The 19,980-nt window shown below is 69.2% G+C and carries 18 protein-coding genes; 10 read left to right on the top strand and 8 right to left on the bottom strand.

The genetic code is table 11. The features are described from left to right. Positions 1 to 162 precede the first annotated feature (162 nt). Positions 163 to 771, top strand: a complete 609-nt coding sequence (locus tag J2X20_RS15335; protein WP_310266271.1) for a chalcone isomerase family protein — start codon at positions 163 to 165, stop codon at positions 769 to 771. 160 nt (positions 772 to 931) lie between these two features. Here the strand turns inward: J2X20_RS15335 and gph are convergent, their stop codons facing one another. The 3 genes from gph to J2X20_RS15320 all read right to left on the bottom strand — a co-directional run bounded on the left by gph (position 932) and on the right by J2X20_RS15320 (position 4,189). Next, on the bottom strand, positions 932 to 1,639 hold the full coding sequence (gene gph / locus J2X20_RS15330) for a phosphoglycolate phosphatase (RefSeq protein WP_310266269.1): 708 nt from the start codon (positions 1,637 to 1,639) through the stop codon (positions 932 to 934). 36 nt (positions 1,640 to 1,675) lie between these two features. Continuing rightward, positions 1,676 to 3,289 (bottom strand): DUF3455 domain-containing protein, encoded by a 1,614-nt coding sequence (locus J2X20_RS15325; protein ID WP_310266268.1) that lies wholly within the window; start codon positions 3,287 to 3,289, stop codon positions 1,676 to 1,678. Between the two features lie 72 nt (positions 3,290 to 3,361). Next, a complete protein-coding gene (locus tag J2X20_RS15320) occupies positions 3,362 to 4,189 on the bottom strand; it encodes a class I SAM-dependent methyltransferase (protein WP_310266267.1) in 828 nt (275 codons plus the stop codon). A gap of 138 nt (positions 4,190 to 4,327) precedes the next feature. Here J2X20_RS15320 and J2X20_RS15315 point away from each other — a divergent pair, with 138 nt between their 5' ends. Beyond that, complete coding sequence (locus tag J2X20_RS15315; protein WP_310266266.1) at positions 4,328 to 5,338, top strand: AraC family transcriptional regulator; 1,011 nt, start codon at positions 4,328 to 4,330, stop codon at positions 5,336 to 5,338. Here J2X20_RS15315 and alaC read toward each other — a convergent pair. After that, complete coding sequence (gene alaC / locus J2X20_RS15310; protein ID WP_310266264.1) at positions 5,335 to 6,555, bottom strand: alanine transaminase; 1,221 nt, start codon at positions 6,553 to 6,555, stop codon at positions 5,335 to 5,337. The genes J2X20_RS15315 and alaC overlap by 4 nt on opposite strands. Before the next feature lie 91 nt (positions 6,556 to 6,646). Between alaC and J2X20_RS15305 the strand changes: the two genes are divergently transcribed. From J2X20_RS15305 to J2X20_RS15285, 5 genes are all read left to right on the top strand, one after another. After that, on the top strand, positions 6,647 to 7,312 hold the full coding sequence (locus tag J2X20_RS15305) for an alpha/beta hydrolase family protein (RefSeq protein ID WP_310266262.1): 666 nt from the start codon (positions 6,647 to 6,649) through the stop codon (positions 7,310 to 7,312). Positions 7,313 to 7,358: 46 nt separating this feature from the next. After that, positions 7,359 to 8,267, top strand: coding sequence for a carbohydrate kinase family protein (locus J2X20_RS15300; RefSeq protein ID WP_310266260.1), 909 nt, complete (start codon positions 7,359 to 7,361; stop codon positions 8,265 to 8,267). Positions 8,268 to 8,273: 6 nt separating this feature from the next. After that, on the top strand, positions 8,274 to 9,182 hold the full coding sequence (locus J2X20_RS15295; protein WP_310266258.1) for a pseudouridine-5'-phosphate glycosidase: 909 nt from the start codon (positions 8,274 to 8,276) through the stop codon (positions 9,180 to 9,182). Positions 9,183 to 9,299: 117 nt separating this feature from the next. Beyond that, positions 9,300 to 10,499: an efflux RND transporter periplasmic adaptor subunit gene (locus tag J2X20_RS15290; protein WP_310266257.1), complete on the top strand. Its 1,200-nt coding sequence runs from the start codon at positions 9,300 to 9,302 to the stop codon at positions 10,497 to 10,499. Continuing rightward, positions 10,496 to 13,591 carry an efflux RND transporter permease subunit gene (locus J2X20_RS15285; RefSeq protein ID WP_310266255.1) on the top strand — a complete coding sequence of 1,032 codons (3,096 nt, stop codon included), beginning with the start codon at positions 10,496 to 10,498 and terminating at the stop codon, positions 13,589 to 13,591. The genes J2X20_RS15290 and J2X20_RS15285 overlap by 4 nt, the downstream gene beginning before the upstream one ends. Here the strand turns inward: J2X20_RS15285 and J2X20_RS15280 are convergent, their stop codons facing one another. The 4 genes from J2X20_RS15280 to J2X20_RS15265 all read right to left on the bottom strand — a co-directional run bounded on the left by J2X20_RS15280 (position 13,592) and on the right by J2X20_RS15265 (position 16,360). Further along, entirely contained in the window at positions 13,592 to 14,065 is a 474-nt protein-coding gene (locus tag J2X20_RS15280; RefSeq protein WP_310266252.1) for a low molecular weight protein-tyrosine-phosphatase, read from the bottom strand. A gap of 2 nt (positions 14,066 to 14,067) precedes the next feature. After that, positions 14,068 to 14,760: a ribulose-phosphate 3-epimerase gene (gene rpe, locus J2X20_RS15275; protein ID WP_310266250.1), complete on the bottom strand. Its 693-nt coding sequence runs from the start codon at positions 14,758 to 14,760 to the stop codon at positions 14,068 to 14,070. 48 nt (positions 14,761 to 14,808) lie between these two features. Continuing rightward, positions 14,809 to 15,426, bottom strand: a complete 618-nt coding sequence (locus tag J2X20_RS15270) for a DNA-3-methyladenine glycosylase I (protein ID WP_310266249.1) — start codon at positions 15,424 to 15,426, stop codon at positions 14,809 to 14,811. 187 nt (positions 15,427 to 15,613) lie between these two features. Then, positions 15,614 to 16,360, bottom strand: a complete 747-nt coding sequence (locus tag J2X20_RS15265; protein WP_310266247.1) for a substrate-binding periplasmic protein — start codon at positions 16,358 to 16,360, stop codon at positions 15,614 to 15,616. Between the two features lie 61 nt (positions 16,361 to 16,421). Here J2X20_RS15265 and apaG point away from each other — a divergent pair, with 61 nt between their 5' ends. The 3 genes from apaG to mltA all read left to right on the top strand — a co-directional run bounded on the left by apaG (position 16,422) and on the right by mltA (position 19,955). Next, positions 16,422 to 16,796 carry a Co2+/Mg2+ efflux protein ApaG gene (gene apaG / locus J2X20_RS15260; RefSeq protein WP_310266246.1) on the top strand — a complete coding sequence of 125 codons (375 nt, stop codon included), beginning with the start codon at positions 16,422 to 16,424 and terminating at the stop codon, positions 16,794 to 16,796. Then, positions 16,793 to 18,745, top strand: coding sequence for a site-specific recombinase (locus tag J2X20_RS15255; protein WP_310266244.1), 1,953 nt, complete (start codon positions 16,793 to 16,795; stop codon positions 18,743 to 18,745). Before apaG ends, J2X20_RS15255 begins: the two co-directional genes overlap by 4 nt. A 196-nt stretch (positions 18,746 to 18,941) precedes the next feature. Then, on the top strand, positions 18,942 to 19,955 hold the full coding sequence (gene mltA / locus J2X20_RS15250; RefSeq protein ID WP_310266242.1) for a murein transglycosylase A: 1,014 nt from the start codon (positions 18,942 to 18,944) through the stop codon (positions 19,953 to 19,955). Positions 19,956 to 19,980: the final 25 nt, after the last annotated feature.

The following is a 19,980-nucleotide window of genomic DNA, read 5'->3' as shown; positions in this document are numbered from 1 at the left end:
AACCAGCGACGCCAGGGCCAGGCTCCCCGGTCGCTCGACCCCGTGATGTACTTCCGCGTGATGAACATGATCGGGCCAGTGTATCAGCGGGTTTTCGGGCATGGCAGGCCATACTTCGGCTCACGAAGATGCCGCCATCGCGGCAAAACAATGGAGCGAGACATGCGCGCATTCATCGTCGCGGCCCTGGTGGCCGCCGGCAGCCTGGGGGGAGCGGCGGCGGCCTGGGCGGACACGGTCGACGTGGCCAATGTGAAGTACGAGACGGCCATGGACCTGGCCGGCCAGAAGCTGGTGCTCAACGGCGCCGGCATCCGCTACAAGTTCGTCGTCAAGGTCTACACGGCCGGCCTCTACCTGACCCACAAGGCCGGCACGACCCAGGAAGTGCTGACGGCGCCCGGCCCCAAGCGCATCCACATCTCGATGCTGCGCGAAATCGACGGCAACGAATTGGGCAAGCTCTTCACCAAGGGCATGGAAGCCAATGCCCCGCGCGATGAGTTCGTCAAGTCCATCAATGGCGTGCTCAAGCTCAGCGAGGTCTTCGCCAGCCGCAAGCAGCTCAACACCGGCGACAGCTTCTCCGTCGACTATGTGCCCGGCATCGGCTCGACACTGCTGCTCAACGGCAAGCCGCTGATGGCCGAGCCCATCAAGGAGCCCGAGTTCTTCACCGCCCTGCTGCGCATCTGGCTGGGCGACAAGCCGGCCGACGACGCGCTGAAGGATGCCCTGCTGGGTGTCAAGAAGGCACGCCGGGGATCTTGACCACCCCTCGTCCAGTCGCGCCACGCTGAACGCGGGCGCGCCTGACCGGTCCCCCGAGGGGACGGCGATGCTTGCGGCATCGAGCCGCAATCACATCGCCAGACGGGCCGGCTAGGTGAACTGGAGTCGGACACAAGCAGTCCCTGCGGACTGCTTGTGCCTACGGAAGGCCATGGACCTCTGGCCCATGGCAGGCCCGGCGCTCGGCCCGCAAAAACGGGATCTCGTCGAGTCGGCCGACATGCTGCAGGGCCGGCACGGCGCGGATGTCCTCGCCGTGGTTGTAGCCATAGGTCACCAGCACCAGGGGGCAGCCCGCCGCGCGGGCGGCCTCGGCGTCGTTGCGTGAGTCGCCCACCATCCAGGTCGCTGAAGGCGGCTGGCCCAGCGCCTCGCAGGTCTTGAGCAGGGGTAGCGGGTCGGGCTTCTTGCGCTCGAAGGCGTCACCGCCGAAGACATGGGTGAAATACCCGTCCAGTCCCTTGCGCCGCAGCAGTTCCCGCGCCGGTGCACCGGGCTTGTTGGTCAAGACGGCCAGCGGCAGCCCCAGGCCCTTCAGCGCGTCCAGCCCTTCGAAGACGCCCGGGTAGACGGCTGCATGCTCGCCGTTCAAGGCCGCGTAGTGCTGCTGGTAGAGCGGCCAGGCGCGGTCGAACAGTTCGGGCGCGCCACCCACCTCGGCCAGCGTCGTGCGCACCAGGTGCTCGCTGCCGCGGCCTATGGTGTGCTCGATGAAGTCGCGCGTGACCGGCGCCAGGCCGAGGTCGGCCAACACCCGGCCCAGCACGGCGACGAAGTCGCCCAGGGTGTCGATCAGCGTGCCGTCGAGGTCGAGGATGCAGGCCTGGGGCGGGAGGAGTGTGGGCATGGCGGGCAATGGCGGGGTGGGCCGCCATTGTCCGGTTCAGGACGCCAGCATCAGATAGTCGGCCGTGTAGGGCACCTTCTCCACCTGGCCGGCTTCGGCGGCCGCGCAGCTGCGTTGAGGCGCCGCGCCGCCCAGGGTGTTGACGCGCTGGATGGCGGTCACGCCGGCGAAGCGGCCCGCCGGGCCGACGGAGTTGGCGCTCAGCAGCAGCCATGGAATGGCGCCCGCCTGTGTGGCATCGACCTTGGCTTGCACCGCACCGCGCACCCGGCTGCCATCGGTCGCCAGCCAGTGCGGGCCGGCGTCATGCGTGCCGATCGGCCTGCCGCTGGCGTCGAACAGCGTGGCCTGGGGCGCCACGAACTGCCAGGCATCGGCGCGGCACTCATAGATCTGCACACCCCGGGCGCTGATGCGCTCCAGGACCTTGGCAGCGCTGCCCGCCGCGATGCCTGCAGGCAGGCCGGCATCGGCGGGCGCCGTGGCCACGCGCTGCGCCGCCAGCGCACCGACGCGCCGTCCCATGGCCAGGCCGACCTGGGTCGACGTGCGGTAGTGGATGCCCGCCCAGATGCGCGCCAGGGACACCTCCTCGGTGAAGGCCTCCACGGAGGTCCAGCGGTGCGTCGCGCCATGGGCCGTGGGGCTGCTGGTCCACAGCTCGGGCAGGCCCTTGTCGCCCGCGTCGGCCTTCAGCACCTCACCCAGAGAAGCGGCCAGCACGCTGTGGGCACTGGGGTACTCGGGGTGCATGGGCGTGTCGATCAGCGGTGCCCAACCGGCTTCCAGGGCGGTGTCTTCGCGGCCGTCGCGATCGGCGTTGCGCACGGCCGTCACAGGGCGCCAGAAACCGTAGTGGTATTTGGCGTCCATGATGGCGATGAGGCCGTCATCCATGGCCTGAGCCGCTGCGGCGAACAGCTTGGCGTTCTGCACCACGCTGCGGCCGGGCGCGTCGGCCACCGAGCGCAGCACGCCGAAGTAGATGGGCGGCAGCGAGAACTCCCAGAACTTCGCCACCTCGGTCTGGGCGGGCGTGCGCTGGCTGCTGGTCTTGCCACCCAGGGCCTTGACCTCGTTGAAGTCGCGCATCCAGGCCTCGCTGTCCAGGGCCGGCGGTGGACCCGGGCGGAACTGGGCGCCGTCGCTCATCAACCAGGGCTTGCGCTGGCCCCACTGGGGAGTGGCGACCGGTGCCGTCGGCACGTACTGGCCGGAGGCCGCGTGAGGCCGGTAGACGTCCTTGGCCGCGGCGCCATCGCCGGCGCGCCAGGCCAGCACGCGGCGGGCGGCGTGTTCGCCGGCGGCGGCGCCCTCAAGCACCGCAGGGGCATCGCCGAGCTTGTCCATGGCCTTGCGATAGGCCGCGCTGATGTCGGCCTCCTGCTGAGGCAGCAGCCGCAGCAGCGCGGTGCGGTTGGCGGCAGCCACGGCGGCGTCGGTGCTGGCCTGCAGGCGCTGCGCGTCGGCGACAGCCTCGTGCACGGCGGTTTGCACGATGGCCATGGCGCGCACGGCCGGTGGCGTGCCCATGCGGGACTGGATCAGCAGCTCGCCGGCGGTGATGTTCCAGGTGGTCACGACATCGGCGTGCGCCGGCAGGGCTGCTGCGAGAGCCGCAAGGGTGGAGATCGAGAAATAGGTTTTCATGGTGGGAGGTTGTTGGGCCATGCGGCGGCCGAGCCCTCGGGGCCCGGGCCGCATGGCTGTTCAAAGGGAAGATCAGGCGAGCGTGACGACGATCTCGGCGTATTCGCTGGGCACGACCAGGCCGCGTCCGCCACCGATGTCGTGCTCCTTCGTCAGCGCCAGGATGTCGCGCTCCAGCGCAGCGCCGGCCTCGTCGCCGAGGGCGGCAAAGGCCTTGTGCGTGGGACCGTAGTAGGTCTTGAACACTTGCAGGAAATGCTCGGCCGAGCGATAGCGGAAGTTGAAGTGCTTGCGCTCGACGCGCAGGTCGCTGGCCGAAGGGCCGAACAAGGCGGTGATGTGGGCTTCGGAGCCCCACAGCGCCGGCGAGCGCAGGCCCGCGGGCGGCGGCAGATGCTTGCCCAGGGTCTTGAACAGCTGGCCGATGAAGCCTTCGGGCGTCCAGTTGGCCAGGGCGATGCGTCCGCCGGGCCGCACGACGCGCAGCATCTCGCGCGCCGAGGTCGCGTGGTCGGGAGCGAACATGACGCCGAAGGTCGACAGGACGACGTCAAAGCTGCCGGCCTCGAAGGGCAGGGCTTCGACATCGGCGACCTCGAAGTGCACGGCCAGACCCTCGGCCTCGGCGCGCTGGCGGCCCTTGTCGAGCAGGGCTCCGACGTAGTCGGTGGAGGTGACGCGGGCATAGCGACACGCTGCGGCCAGGGTGGCGTTGCCGTTGCCGGCGGCGACGTCGAGCACGAGTTCGTCGGCGCGCACATCGGCGGCCTCGACGAGCTGCTCGCCGACGATCTGCAGCGTGGTGCCGACGACGGCATAGTCGCCGCTGGCCCAGGTGGCCTGCTGGCGCTGCTTGATGGCGGCATAGTCAGGGCTTGCCGTGATGGGGGTGGTGTTCATGACAGATTCCTTGGTGGTGAAGAGAGCCCGATTTCGTTTGCATCGGTGCCGCCAGTTTTCTTTTTTGCGGCTTTTCGCGCTTCACCCGGCGTCGCCCGCGCTTGCTCCAGCGTCCGTGCAAATTCCCCGGAGCGGGGTATGACCAGCGCGGACCCGCTGTCCGATGTGCTGCGCAGCGTGAGGCTGCGCGGCGGCGTGTTCTTCCACGTCAGCTGCCGGGACGAATGGTCGGCCCAGGCCGCATCGGCCCGCGAGCTCGGCCCGATGGTGATGCCGGGCGCCGAGCACGTCATCGAGTACCACCTGTTCGTCAAGGGCGCCGGCTGGGTGGCCGTGGACGGCGAGCCGCCCATGCGCCTGGAACCCGGCGACCTCATCATGCTGCCGCATGGCGACGCGCATGTGGTGTCGAGCGCGCCCGGGCTCAAGCCCGTCGAGGATGACGGCGGTTGGCTGCTCGAGGCGCGCGATGCCCCCAAGCCGATTCCCATCACCTACCGCGGCGGCATGTTCCTGCCGGGCCAGGGGCTGCCGAGCGAGGAGGCCTCCACGGTGCTGCTGTGCGGCTTCGTGGCCTGCGACCTCAAGCCCTTCAATCCGCTGATCGATGCTCTGCCCCGGCTGCTGCGGTTGCGGGCGGCCGATGTCGGGGCCTGGGTCGCGCCCATCATGGAGCAGGCGGTGGCCGAGTGGGACAGCCCGCGCGCCGGCGGCGGCGCGCTGCTGCAGCGGGTCAGCGAAATGGTGTTCGCGGACGCCACGCGCCGCTATCTGGACGCACTGCCGGCGCAGGCCCAGGGCTGGCTGGGTGCGCTGCGCGACCGCCAGGTCGGTCGGGCCATCGGCCTGATGCACGCGGAGCCCGGTCGGCCCTGGACGATGGACGAGCTGGGCCGGCGCGCCGGCCTGTCGCGCTCGGCCCTGCACGAGCGCTTTGTTGCCTTCACCGGCCTGCCGCCCATGCAATACCTGACCCACTGGCGCATCCAGTGCGGCGCGCGCCTGCTGCGTGAGAGCCAGGCCAATGTCGCCGACGTGGCCCAGCAGGTCGGCTACGACTCGGAGGCAGCCTTCTCGCGCGCCTTCAAGCGCGCGACCGGCCTGCCGCCGGCGACTTGGCGGCGCGAGCAGTCCGCCGCCGCGAACTAGGCCTTCAACAGCCCATCGGCCTTGAACATGGCCTTGATGCCGCGCACCGCCTGACGGATGCGTGACTCGTTCTCGATCAGCGCGAAGCGCACATGGCCGTCGCCATGGTCGCCGAAGCCGATGCCGGGCGACACGCAGACCTTGGCCTTTTCCAGCAGCTGGCGCGCGAACTCCAGCGAGCCCAGCTCGCGGTAGGCCTCGGGAATCGGCGCCCAGATGTACATGCTGGCCTTGGGGCAGTCGACCTGCCAGCCGGCCTCGATCAGCCCTTTGTAGAGCACGTCGCGGCGGCGCTGGTAGCTGGCGGCGATGTCCAGCACGCATTGCTGGTCGCCCTCCAGCGCGGCGATGGCCGCGACCTGCAGCGGCGTGAAGGTGCCGTAGTCGTGATAGCTCTTGATGCGGGCCAGGGCGGCGACGAGATCGGGGTTGCCGACCATGAAGCCGACACGCCATCCGGCCATGTTGTAGCTCTTGCTCAGGGTGAAGAACTCGACCGCCACGTCCTTGGCGCCGGGCACCTGCATGATGGACGGCGCCACATAGCCGTCGTAGACGATGTCGGCATAGGCCAGGTCGTGCACGACGAGGATGTCGTGCTTCTTGGCCAGGGCGATGACCCGCTCGAAGAAGCCGAGGTCCACGCATTGCGCCGTCGGGTTGGACGGGAAGCCGAAGACCATCATCTTGGGCTTGGGATAGCTGCCGCGGATGGTCTTCTCCAGCTCGGCGAAGAAGTCCACTTCACTCGACACCGGGATGGCGCGGATGTCGGCGCCGGCAATCACCGCGCCGTAGATATGGATGGGATAGCTGGGGTCGGGCACCAGCACGGTGTCGCCGCGGTCCAGCGTCGCCAGCATCAGGTGGGCCAGTCCCTCCTTGGAGCCTATGGTGACGATGGCTTCGCTGTCGGGGTTGATGTCGACGCCGTAGCGGCGCTGGTACCAGTGCGAGATGGCGCGGCGCAGGCGCGGGATGCCCTTGCTGGCCGAGTAGCCGTGGGTGTCGGGCCGTTGCGCGACCTCGGTGAGCTTGGCGACGATGTGCGGCGGCGTGGCCCCGTCGGGGTTGCCCATGCTCATGTCGATGATGTCCTCGCCACGCCGGCGGGCCGCGAGCTTGAGCTCGGCCGTGATGTTGAAGACGTAGGGCGGGAGGCGATCGATGCGCGCGAAACGGCGCTTGCCGCTGGAAGCGGAAGAAGAGGAAGTCATTGGCGGTGTACGTAAGCGCCCGGAACCGTCCGAGCGACGTGGGCGGCTTGGCGCCGCGCCGCGGTCGACTCTAGCGCACTAAGCTTGCTCCATGAGCGAACTCGAGCCCCTCAAGCTGAAGGTCGATGCAGAGACCACCGTGTCGGCCCTGTGGCTGCAGCCGCCGCAGCCGCAGGCGACCTATGTGTTCGCCCACGGGGCCGGTGCCGGCATGCATCACAGCTTCATGGCCGAGCTGTCCCAGGCCTTGTTCGACCAGTCGGTGGCGACGCTGCGCTTCCAGTTTCCCTATATGGAGCGCGGCTCCAAGCGACCGGACACACCTGCGGTGGCCCACGCGGCCGTGCGCGCCGCGGTGGCGGCGGCGCGCAAGCGCCTGCCCGACACGGCGCTGTTCGCCGGCGGCAAGTCCTTTGGCGGCCGCATGACGTCCCAGGCCCAGGCGGGCGAGGCCATGCCCGGCGTGCGCGGGCTGGTGTTCGTCGGTTTTCCTCTGCATCCGGCGGGCAAGCCGGGCATCGAGAGGGCTGCTCACCTGGCCGAAGTCGGCGTGCCGATGCTTTTCTTGCAGGGCACACGCGACGAACTGGCCGAGTTGGCGCTGTTGAAGGGGGTGATCCAGGGCCTGGGCGACAAGGCCAGCCTGCATCTGGAAGACGATGCCGACCACGCCTTCCACGTCAGGGCGCGCAGCGGGCGCAACGACAAGCAGGTGGTGCTGGCACTGGCGGCGGCGATGGCGGCCTGGTTTCCTTAGCGCAAGCCCGGGGCGACGCGGTCGCCCGGCTTCCTAGAATCGGGCGATGAATACCACCGCCGCCCCAATCGTCTGCATCGGCGGCCTCAACATCGACCGCAAGCTCAAGCTGCTGGCGCGCGCCCTGGGCGGGTCGTCCAACCCCTGCGAATCGCATGAGACGCCCGGCGGCGTCGTGCGCAATGTGGCCGAGAACCTGGCGCGCCTGGGCCTGCCCGTGGCCCTGGTGGCGGCCGTGGGCGACGACGCCGGCGGCCGCATGCTGCTGGAGCAGGCCGCCGCCGTCGGCATGGACACCCGCGCCGTCATCCGGCTGCGCCGCCACGCCAGCGACAGCTACACGGCCGTGCTGGCGCCCGACGGCAGCCTGGAGCTGGGCCTGGCGGCCATGCCCCTGGTCGAGAGCCTGAACCCCTGGGCCCTGGAAGCCAGCAAGGCCTTGCGTGCCACGGCGGCCCTGGTTGTCGCTGACGGCAATCTGCCGACCGATGCCTGGCCGCTGCTGCTGGGCGAGGCGCGCGCCAACGGCATCCCGCTGGTGGGCGTCGCGGTGTCCGAGGCCAAGATGGAAAGGCTGCCCGAACGCCTGGACGGCCTGCACCTGCTGGTCATGAACGCGGGCGAGCTGGCCACTGTCGCCGCCGAGGCGAACCAGGCCTTCGACATCCTGCATGCGCGCGGCGTGGGCTGCGTGCTGGTGTCCAAGGGCGAGGAGGGCCTGCTGCTCAGCACGCCGGGCCGCGCGCCGCGCCACTGGCCGGCGCCGCAGGTGCATGTGGTGGATGTGACCGGGGCCGGCGATGCGCTGTCCGCGGGCGTCTGCGCATCGCTGCTGAGGTCGCCCGACGACTTCGACGCCGCCGCCCGCCTGGGCCTGGACCTGGCCGCGCTGACGCTGCAGACCGAGGACAGCGTCCACCCCGAACTGAACCCCCGTTTCCTTGAAGAACGCTAGAAGAAGATGAACGAACTGATCCAGCTCTCGCCCGAAGTCGCCGCAGCCAAGACGGAGGGCCGGCCCGTCGTCGCCCTCGAGTCGACCATCATTGCCCACGGCATGCCCTGGCCGCAGAACCTGGAGACGGCGCGCGAGGTCGAGGACGTCATCCGCGCCGAAGGCGCCGTGCCGGCCACCATCGCCGTCATCGGAGGCCGCATCCGCATCGGCCTGACGAACGACGAACTGCAGCAACTGGCGCAATCGCCCGACGCCATGAAGCTCAGCCGCCGCGACCTGCCCTTTGCCATCGCCACGGGCCGCCTGGGCGCCACGACGGTGGCCGCCACCATGATCTGTGCCCATCTGGCCGGCATCGAGGTCTTTGTCACCGGGGGCATCGGCGGCGTGCATCGTGGCGGCCAAGAGAGCTTCGACATCTCGGCCGACCTGCAGGAGCTGGCGCGCACGCCCGTGGCCGTGGTCTGCGCCGGTGCCAAGTCCATCCTCGACCTCGGCCTGACGCTGGAATACCTGGAGACCCACGGCGTGCCGGTGCTGTCGGTCGGCCAGGACAATTTCGCGGCCTTCTTCACGCCGGACAGCGGGCTCAGGGCGGACTTCCGCATGGATGGCGCCGACGAACAGGCCCGTTTCATCCGCGCCAAGTGGGCGCTCGGCTTGGACGGCGGCGTCGTCGTCAGCAACCCGGTGCCGGCCGCCCAGGCCATGCCGCGCGAGGAGATCGACGCCATCACGGCCCAGGCCCTTGCCGAGGCCGATGCCCAGGGCATTGCCGGCAAGGCCATCACGCCCTTCCTGCTGGCGCGCATCAAGGCGCTGACGGGCGGCCGCAGCCTGGCCACCAATATCGCCCTCGTCAAGCACAACGCCGTCGTCGGTGCGCGGCTGGCACGCGCATTGAAAAACTAAAGAAGAAAAACGCGCAAGCGAGGCCGGGCCAGCAATCTGCGAGCAAAACGGTCCAGGTAAGCTGATTCGTTTTTGCCGTCAATCCCCATTACTTTTGGCAGGCCCAGCCTCATGCGCGTGACCTCTCCCCTGAACCTTTGTGGCCTCGTGGTGGCCGTCGCGGCCCTGCTGGCGGGCTGCGGGCGCAAGGCCGATGCCGAGGGTGGTGCCCAGGCTGCATCGGCCCCGGGCGGGGGCGCGAGCGCGCCGGCGCAGATGGTAGGCGTCGTCAAGGTTCAGCAGGCCGATGTGCCCATCACCGTGGAGGCCAGCGGCACCGTCACGGCTCTGCAGAGCGTGGACCTGCGCTCCCAGACCACGTCGATCGTCGCCCAGGTCCTGGTCAAGGACGGCCAGAACGTCAAAAAGGGCGAGCTGCTGTTCCGCTTCGACGACCGTGCCGACCGCGCCGCGCTGGAGAAGGCCCGCGCCCAGCTCGCGCGCGACCGCGCCAGCCTGGCGGACCTGGAGCGCCAGCTGAACCGCGCCAAGGAGCTGAAGGCGCAGAACTTCATCGCCCAGAACGCCGTCGATACGGCGCAAGCCAACTTCGATTCGGGCCTGGCCCTGATCCGCAGCGACGAGGCCGCCGTGCAGGCCGCCCAGGTCACCGTGGGCTACAACGAGTTGCGTGCCCCCATCAGCGGCCGCGTCGGCATCGTCAGCGTCTTCCCGGGCAGCCTGGTGCAGGCCAACGCGACGGCCCTGCCCCTGGTCAACATCGCCCAGCTCGACCCCATCAGCATCGCATTCAACCTGCCCGAGACGCAGCTGGGCACGCTGCTGGAAGCCACGCGCGCGGGCCGCCTCGAGGTGGAGGCGCTGCCGCCGCCTGGGTCGGCGCGCGGCGCCACGTCCGTGAAGGGCCATATCACCGTCGTCGACAACCTCGTCGACACGACGACCGGCACCATCAAGGTCAAGGCCGAGTTCGACAACAAGGCCCAGGCGCTGTGGCCGGGCCAGTACCTGCGCGTGCGCGTGACGCTGCGCACCCTCAAGGGCGCCACCGTCATCCCGCAGGTCGCCGTCATCCTGCGCGGCAACGAGCGCTTCGTCTATGTCGTGAGCGCCGACAACACGGCCAAGCTGCTGCCGGTGCAACTGCGCCAGGGCATGGGTGAGCAGGTCGTCGTCGAGGGCCTGCAGGCCGGCCAGCAGGTCGTCGTGGACGGCAAGCAGAACCTGCGCCCCGGCACGCCGGTGAAAGTGCAGGCGCCGGTCGTCAAGCCCGCGAGCCTGCCGGCGTCGGGCGCCGCCTCCGGAGCTGCCCCATGAGGCTGACGGAGCCTTTCATCCGCAGGCCGGTCATGACCGTCCTGCTGAACCTCTCGCTGGTCATCGCCGGCCTGGCGGCCTGGAGCCGCATTCCGGTGGCGGCTCTGCCGTCCTACAACACGCCCATCATCAACGTGGGCGCCTCGCTGCCCGGCGCCTCGCCGGAGACCATGGCGTCGTCCGTGGCCCTGCCGCTGGAGAAGCAGTTCTCAACAATAGCCGGCCTGCAGACCATCTCGTCCACCAACACGCTGGGCAACACCTCCCTCACGCTGGAGTTCGATCCGTCGCGCGACATCGACGCCGCCGCGGTCGACGTGCAGGCGGCGCTGTTCCGTTCCCTGCGCGCCCTGCCGGCCGAGATGACCTCGCCACCGAGCTATCGCAAGGTCAACCCGGCTGACGCGCCGGTGCTGCTGGTGGCGCTGACTTCGCCGTCCATCAACCTGTCCGACCTGAACGACTATGCGGAAAACCTGCTGTCGCCGGGCCTGTCGACAATCGACGGCGTGGCCCAGGTGTCCATCTTTGGCCAGAAGCGCTTCGCGGTGCGGATCAAGGTCAGGAACGAGCTGCTGAACCAGCGCAACATCACGCTGGAGGAGCTGCAGAACGCCATCCGCGGCGCCAATGCCAACACGCCTGTCGGCGTGCTGGATGGTGCGCGCCAGACGCTGACCATCCAGGCCAACAAGCAGCTCAAGAACGCCCGCGAGTTCGGCGCCGTCGTCGTCGCCTCGCGCAACGGCGCACCGGTCTATCTGCGCGACGTGGCCGACGTGCAGGACAGCTTCGAGACCGTCAAGAGCTTCGGCAGCTTCCAGGGCGAGCGCTCCATCGTGCTGGCCATCCAGCGCCAGCCCGACGCCAACACCGTCAAGGTGGTCGATGCCGTCAAGGCGATGCTGCCGCGCTTCGCGGCGCAGATGCCGGCCTCCATCAAGATGGACACGCTGAACGACCGCTCGGTGTCCATCCGCGAGTCGCTGCACGACGTCTACTTCACGCTGGCCCTGACCGTCGTGCTGGTCGTCATGGTCATCTTCATCTTCCTGCGCCGCGCCATCGCGACGCTGATCCCGACGCTGTCACTGCCCATCTCGCTGATCGGTGCGCTGACCCTGCTGTTCGCGCTCGGCTATTCGCTGGACAACATCTCGCTGCTGGGCATCACGCTGGCCGTGGGCCTGGTGGTGGACGACGCCATCGTCATGCTGGAGAACATCCACCGCCACATCGAGGATGGCATGGCGCCGTTCGAGGCGTCGATACGCGGCGCGCGCGAGATGGCCTTCACCATCCTGTCGATCTCGATCTCGCTGGTGGCGGTGCTGATCCCGATCTTCTTCATGCCTGGCGTCATCGGCCTGCTCTTCCACGAGTTCGCCGTCGTCGTGTCGCTTTCCATCCTGGTCTCGGCCGTGGTGTCGCTGACCCTGGTGCCCATGCTGTGCAGCCGCCTGCTCAAGCACCATGAGCACACCGAGGAAGGCTGGCTGGGCCGCCATTTCGAGCGCGGCTTCAACTGGGTGCTGGACGGCTACACGCGCACGCTGGACATCGCGCTACGCCACCGCTGGTGGGTCATAGGCCTGGCCGTCGTCAGCTTCGCGGCCACGGTCTGGTTCTACATCGTCATCCCCAAGGGTTTCTTCCCCGAGGAGGACATCGGCCAGATCCAGGGCAGCACCGAGGCGGCCGAGGACATCTCCTTCACGGCCATGACGCTGCTGCAGGAGCGCGTCGCGGCCATCGTGCAGAACGACCCGGCCGTGGCCAGCGTGTCGGCCGGCATCGGCGGCGGCGGCAACGCCACCAACACGGGCCGCCTCTTCATCAACCTCAAGCCCCGCAAGGACCGCCCGGCCATGCCCCAGGTGCTGGAAGGCCTGCGCAAGAAGCTGCGTGCCGTGCCCGGCATGGCCGTCTACCTGCGCCCGGTGCAGAACCTGCAGCTCGGCGGCCGCCAGAGCAAGAGCCGCTACCAGTACACCCTGCAGTCGGTCTCGGCCGGTGAGCTGAACTCCTGGTCGGTGAAGCTGCAGGACAGGCTGCGCGAGGACAAGCGCTTCCGCGACGTCACGAGCGACTCGCAGCTGCGCGGCCTGCAGGCCAACCTCATCATCGACCGCGAGCGCGCCTCCGTGCTGGGTGTGCAGATGGGCGACCTGCGCAATGCCCTCTACGACGCCTTCGGCGAGCGCCAGGTGTCCAGCATCTATGCCGAGAGCAACACCTACCAGGTCATCATGGAGGCCAGCGACCCCGACCGCGCCAGCGAGGACGCCTTCGACAAGATCTATCTGCGCGGCAAGAACGGCGCCCAGGTGCCGCTGAGCGCTTTCGCCACCGTGCAGCGCGGCCTGGGCCCCACGGCCGTCAACCACCAGGGCCAGCTGCAGGCCATCACCATCAGCTTCAACCTCGCGCCCAACGTGCCGCTGGGTGATGCCACCGGTGCGCTGGAGGGCTATGCGCGCGAGATCCAGCTGCCGGCCAGCGTCATCACCAGCTACGGCGGCGACGCGGCGGTGTTCAAGGACTCCCAGGGCGGCCAGCTGCTGCTGATCGGCCTGGCGCTGGCGGTCATCTATGTGCTGCTGGGCGTGCTCTACGAGAGCTACATCCACCCCATCACCATCCTGGCCGGCCTGCCGTCGGCCGCGGTGGGCGCGCTGATCACGCTGCAGCTCGCCGGCATGGAGCTGACCATCATCGCCACCATCGGCATCGTCATGCTGATCGGCATCGTCAAGAAGAACGCGATCATGATGATCGACTTCGCACTGGATGCGCAGCGCAGCCAGAACCTGACGCCGGCCCAGGCCATCCGCGAGGCCTGCGTGCTGCGCTTCCGGCCCATCATGATGACGACGTTCGCCGCGCTGATGGGCGCCCTGCCCATCGCCCTGGGCCTGGGTGCCGGTGCCGAGCTGCGCCAGCCTCTCGGCCTGGCCGTGGTGGGCGGCCTGATCCTGTCGCAGGCCGTGACGCTCTACATCACGCCGGTCATCTTCCTGGCCCTGGACCGCTTCAGCGGCACCGGACCGGACGTCCGCGAGGTGGCTGAGTTCGCGTCGAAAGCCGCTTGATCAGCTGAACTTCAGGCGGCCTTCGCGGCTCTCGGTGAGCAGCCGCTGGGCCGCGCGTTCGATCATGCCGATGACGGCGTCAAAGCCCGCGACCGGGCCGAAGTAGGGGTCGGGGATGTCCTCGCCGGCCATCTCCGGCACGAAATCTGTCAGCAGCAGGATGCGGGCCTGATGCTCGGGTGCGGCCTTCTTGCGCAGGGCGTCCACATGCTCGGACTCCATGGCCAGCACAAGGTCGTACTGGCCTAGTTGCTCGGGGTCGACACGGCGTGAGCGCCATTTGCGATCCAGGCTGTACTTGTGCCGCTCCAGTGCGGCGGCGGCACGCGCATCCACCGGGCCGCCGCGCGGATCGGCATGCACGCCGGCGGAGGCGATGGTCTTGAACACATCGCCGAGACGAGCCTTGAAGATGGCCTCGGCCATGGGTGAGCGGCAGATGTTGGCGGTGCAGACGAGCAGGATGGCAGCCATGTTCAGACCTTGGTCAGCTCGCCGCGCATCGCATCGATGACGGCCTTGTAGTCGGGCTTGCCGAAGATGGCCGAGCCGGCCACGAAGGTGTCGGCGCCCGCCGCGGCGATCTCGCGGATGTTGTCGACCTTGACGCCGCCGTCGATCTCCAGGCGGATGTCGCGGCCGCTGTTGGCGATGATCTCGCGCGCCTTCTGCAGCTTCTTCAGCGCCGACGGAATGAAGCTCTGGCCGCCGAAGCCGGGATTGACGCTCATCAGCAGGATCACGTCGACCTTGTCGATGACCCACTCCAGCACGTCCAGCGGCGTGCCGGGGTTGAACACCAGACCGGCCTGCTTGCCCTCGGCCTTGATCAGCTGCAGGGTGCGGTCCACATGGGCGCTGGCCTCGGGGTGGAAGGTCACCACGTCGGCACCGGCGCGGCAGAAGGCCTGGGCCAGGCTGTCGACCGGCTGCACCATCAGGTGCACGTCGATGACGGCCGGGCTGCCATCGGGCTTCACTGCATGCTTGCGCAGCGCCTCGCAGACCATGGGTCCGAAGGTCAGATTGGGCACGTAATGGTTGTCCATCACGTCGAAATGGATCCAGTCAGCGCCGGCAGCCAGCACGTTCTTCACTTCCTCGCCCAGGCGGGCGAAGTCGGCGGACAGCAGGCTGGGGGCGATGCGGTATTGAGGTGCGGCGGGCATAGAGCCGCGGATTCTAGGTTCCAGGCCGTATCGGGCTTTCTGCGTCCTTCAAGAAGGCCGCGTGAAACCATCCCGCGCCTGCTGGGCCGCCTTCCAGTGGTGGCAGCCGGGCTGGTGGTCGTTGATGAGGCCCATGGCCTGCATCAGCGCATGCATGGTGGTCGGGCCGACGAACTTCCAGCCGCGCTTCTTCAGGTCCTTGGACAGGGCCTCGGAAGGTTCCGACGTGGCCAGGTTGTGGGCCACCGAGTTCTTGGGCGGCTCGAAGCGCCAGAGGTAGGCGGCCAGCGACCCTTCCGTGGCGACCAGCTCCACGCAGCGCCCGGCGTTGTGGATGGCTGCCTCGATCTTGCCGCGGTGGCGCACGATGCCGGCGTCCGCCAGCAGGCGGTTCACGTCCTTCTCGCCGAACCTGGCCACCTTGTTGTAGTCAAAGCCTGCGAAGGCCGCACGGAAGGCCTCGCGCTTGTTCAGGATGGTCCGCCACGACAGGCCGCTCTGGAAGCCTTCCAGACAGAGCTTCTCGAACAGCCGGAAATCGTCGGCCACCGGCCGGCCCCATTCCTCGTCGTGATAGCGCAGGTATTGCTCGTCGCCGGGTGCGGCGGCGCACCAGGCGCAGCGCGGGCGACCGTCAGGGGGTAGGTAGAGGGGGCGGGGCGGCATGGGGAAGCTGTTCCTTGCGAAGTGCCGAGTGTCGATGTCGGCGAGCGCTGGCTTGTCAGCTGGCCTCCGCATTTTGCGGGCCGAGCGCCGGGCCGCCCCCAGCCGGCCCGCTATGGCGCTGCCGTAGCGCGGTCTGCAAGACCGACCAGGCGCGCCCGCGTTCAGCAGGGCGAGATTGGGCGAGGGGCTAACGATATTTGTCGGCCAGCTGGCGCAGTGTGCCGTCCCGCTCCAGTTTGCGCAGGGCCTGGGTCAGGCGCTCTTCATGGGCGGCGGGCAGGTCGGCGCGCAGGGCCAGCCATTGCGGCTCTTCCTGGAAGACGGTGCGGCCGAACTTGAACTTGTCGCCGAGCTTGCTCTCGGTGATATGGCGCTGCAGATTGATGTCCTGGCCGTAGATGGCATCGGCCCGGCCCAGGCTCAGCATCTGCAGGGCCTCGCGCTCGGAGCCCACCTCGGTGACGGCGACGTCGGCGCCCACCAGGCGGCGCGCCAGCGCCGTGCCGCGCATCACCAGCACCGGCTTGCGTTTGCTCCAGGCGGCCAGCTCGGCCAGCGTGTTGGGGTTGCGTGGGTCATCGACGCGCTGCACGACGACATGGCGGATGGTGTACAGCGGCACCGCGGCATAGCGCCACTGCTTTTCGCGCTCGGGCGACTTCAGCAGGCAGAAGAAGGCGTCGACCAGGCCGTCCGCCAGCAGGCGTTCGACGCGCTTGAGCGGCGCCTGCTGATCCAGCCCGGTGAAATGCAGTCCGGGATCCTGGCGCTCGACGGCGCGCAGGATCTCCAGGCAGAGTCCTGGCCTGTGCAGGCCACCCTCGGGGTCGTACTTGACCGTCGAGTTGGCCTGCTGGACCGTGCGCAGCGTCAGCTCCTGGGCCGGCGCCGCCAGGCTCAGCAGCGCACCCAGCAGGCAGAGCCAGCGCAGCACTTAGGATCACGCATCCACACAAACATGCGGCGAGCATAGCCCCCGGACCGAGAATCACCTGATGGCGAACCCACGTTTCAGTTGCAGTGTCACCGTGCAGGCCCTGCCCGAGCAGACCCATCTCGAGCAAGGGCTGTATGCCTTCAGCTACACCATCACCATCGAGAACAGCGGCGACGTGCTGGCCCAGCTGATCGGCCGGCATTGGGAAATCACCGACGCCCGCGGCCAGGTGCAGATCGTTGATGGCCTGGCCGTCGTCGGCCACCAGCCGGTGCTGGCGCCGGGCCAGAGCTTCCAATACAGCTCCTGGGCCCAGATCGGCACGCCGCAAGGCACGATGCGCGGTCGCTTCCTGTGCGTGACCGAGGCCTGCGAGATCTTCCATACCGAGGTCGACGAGTTTCTTCTCGCGGATTCCGCCAGCCTGCATTGACCTGGGACCTTACCGCCCTGCTGAACGCGGCCGACCCGCAGGCCGCGCTCGCCGAGCGCAATCTGTGGCTGGTGCGCCTGCTCGAATGGCTGCGCCACGCGCCGCGCGAGGCGGGTACGCCGCGGCCCATCGTCAGGCTCAAGCATCTGCTCAATGTGCTGGAGCGCCACCCCGAGCATGCCTACACGTTCGCCGGCGTCATTGCCGGCGTGTGGAACGATGTCGATGCCGTCGCGCTGTTCGCCGAGGTGGGCTTTGCGCCGCGCATGGCGCTGTGGCACGAGTTCCTGGCCCGCCTGCGCCGCCGCCTGCTGCCGGCCACGGCTGACACGCGCGACCTGGCGGCGCTGTTCGAGCTGCTCTTTGGCGATGAGGCCGACGAGGACTGGATCGCCGCCATCGACGACGAGCTGCTGGGGCGGCTGCGCCTGCTTTTCGTCGCGGCGCCGGACGGGGGCTGGCGCGTGGAGATGCAGGCGGCCATCACCGTGCTCATCAGCAGCGTGCATGCGGCCGGCCTGGCCGGGCCGCTGCGCGTGCGCATGGACGAGCTGCTGCTGCAGGACCGGCCCTTCCATCAGTTGCCCACGGCCTGGGAGGCCGTCGAGCGTGCGCTGCAGCAGCGCGAGGACGAGGTGCTGAACCCGTCCCTGCAATACCTGCATGCGCTGCTGGACCGCTGCCGCGCCGCCGCGCTGACGGTGCCCGAGCACCTGGAAGCCCATGGCGTGTCGGTGGACCTGATGTTCTCCGTCGAGCAGCTCACCGCGCGGCTGGACCGCATCGAGGCCTTGCTGGCCTCCCTGGTGTCCAGGGAACCGCAGCGCGAGCTGCTGCGCCTGGTGGCCGGCCTGGTGCGCGTGGTGCACGAGAGGCGCAGCCTGCGCACGCTGTTCGCGCGCCACTACTCGCTGCTGGCGCGCAAGGTGGCCGAGCGCAGCGCCGAGACCGGCGAGCACTACATCACCCGCAGCCGCGACGAATATCGAGACATGCTGGCCCGCGCGGCCGGCGGCGGCGCGGTGCTGGCGGGCACCACCTTCCTCAAGTTCGGCATCGCCCTGCTCGGCTTCACGGCCTTCTGGGGCGGGTTCTGGGCCGGCGTCAACTACGCGGCCTGTTTCGTCCTCATCCATCTGCTGCACTGGACGGTGGCGACCAAGCAGCCGGCGATGACGGCGCCGGCCATGGCGGAAAAGCTGCTGCACATCGATCGCGACGAGGGTCTGCAGGGATTCGTCGACGAGGTGACCCACCTCGTGAGATCCCAGGTGGCCGGCGTCATCGGCAACCTCAGCGTCGTCGCGCCGCTGGTGCTGGCGGTGCAGGGCCTGTGCTGGGCGGCCTTCGACGCGCCGCTGGTGGGGGTGAAGGACGCGAACTACGTGCTGCACTCGTTGAACCTGCTCGGCCCCTCGCTGCTGTTTGCCGCCTTTACGGGCACGCTGCTGTTTGCGTCCAGCCTCATCGCCGGCTGGGTGGAGAACTGGTTCGTCTTCCACCGGCTGGACAGCGCCATCGCCTGGAACCCGCGCATCATCGCGACCCTGGGTGCGGCGCGCGCCCAGCGCTGGTCGCGCTGGTGGCGGGCCAATATCTCGGGCCTGACGGCCAATGTCAGCCTGGGCCTGATGCTGGGCCTGGTGCCGGCGCTGTTCGGCTTCGTCGGCCTGGGGCTGGAGGTGCGCCACGTGACGCTGTCCACCGGCCAGCTCGCCGCCGCCGTGGGTGCCCTCGGTTTCGGCGTCATGGGAACCTGGGCTTTCTGGTCCTGCGTGCTGTGCATTGCCGGCATCGGCATGCTCAATGTCGGCGTCAGCTTCCTCTGCGCCTTCAAGGTGGCCATGCGTTCGCGCGGCGTGCGCCTGGCGGACCGCCAGCGCGTCTACGCCGCCATCCGCGCGCGGCTGCGGCGCGAGCCGCTGAGTTTCCTCGTGCCCCCGCGCTGATCAATCCTCTTTGCGCTCGCCCTTGTTGCGACCGGCGAACATGGTCCACCAGATGATGAAGACGAAGATCAGCAGCGCGCCGAGGGCTTCGAGGGCGAGGAGCAGCATGGGGTGGTGGGCGCGTGGAGGGCTGGCCGTCATTCTAGGAAGCCTGGCCGCCTGCTCCTCGCCACCGCTGCAGCCACCGTCCGAGCCGGTGCCGACCGTGCCGGCCACGCCGCGGCCCGCGCCGCCGCGCTGGGTGGCCGTGGACTGGAACGATCTGCCGGGCTGGGGCAACGACGACCTGTTGGCCGCCTGGCCGGCCCTGCTGGCCAGCTGCCAACGCCCCGCGCCCGGCTGGGCCGAGTTCTGCGCCCGCGCCGCCCTGCAGGCCCCGGCCGACCCGCTCGAGGCCACCGTCTTCCTGATGAAGCATCTGCGCCCCTGGCAACTGGCCGGCGACGGGGGGCAGACGACGGGCCTGCTGACCGGCTATTTCGAGCCCCAGCTGGCCGCCAGCCGCAGCCGCCAGGGCGCCTTCCAGTGGCCCCTGCATGCCTTGCCGAGCGACCCGGTCTTGCGCCGCACGCCGCGCCGCGACATCGACGCCAACCCGCGTTTTACCGCCCTGGAGCTGGCCTATGTCGACGATCCCTTCGCCCTGCTGCAATTGCAGATCCAGGGCTCGGGCCGACTCGTCATGCGCGACGCCAGCGGCGCCGAGCGCATCAGCCGCGTCGCCTATGCCGGCCACAACGACCAGCCCTTCCAGTCCGTCGTGCGCGCCCTGCTGGACCGAGGCGAGATCAGCGACGCGACGCCGCGCACGCTGAGCGACTGGGCGCGCCGCAATCCGGCCAAGGTGCGCGACGCGCTGGCGGTCAATCCGCGCGTCGTCTATTTCCGTGAGGAAGCCCTGCCCAAGGCAACCCAAGGCCCGCGCGGCGCTCAGGGCGTGCCGCTGACGCCGGGCCGCTCCGTCGCCATCGACCGGGCCTATATCGCGCTGGGCACACCGCTGTGGCTGGACAGCAGCGAGCCGCTTTCCACCACGCCGATGCGCCGCCTGGTGCTGGCTCAGGACACCGGCAGCGCCATCCAGGGCGCCGTGCGGGCTGACTTCTTCTGGGGGTGGGGCGACGAGGCGGCGCAGCTGGCCGGCCGCACCAAGCAGGCGCTGCGGCTGTGGGCGCTGTGGCCCGTGGAAACCTTGGGTCCGGCGCCCTGAAGCCTCGCTACCATGCGGCGCCCCG

The organism is Roseateles saccharophilus (assembly GCF_031458095.1).
GTDB lineage: Bacteria > Pseudomonadota > Gammaproteobacteria > Burkholderiales > Burkholderiaceae_C > Pelomonas > Pelomonas saccharophila_A.
Note: the sequence above shows the minus strand (reverse complement) of the source record. Positions and strands in the feature narration are given on the sequence as shown.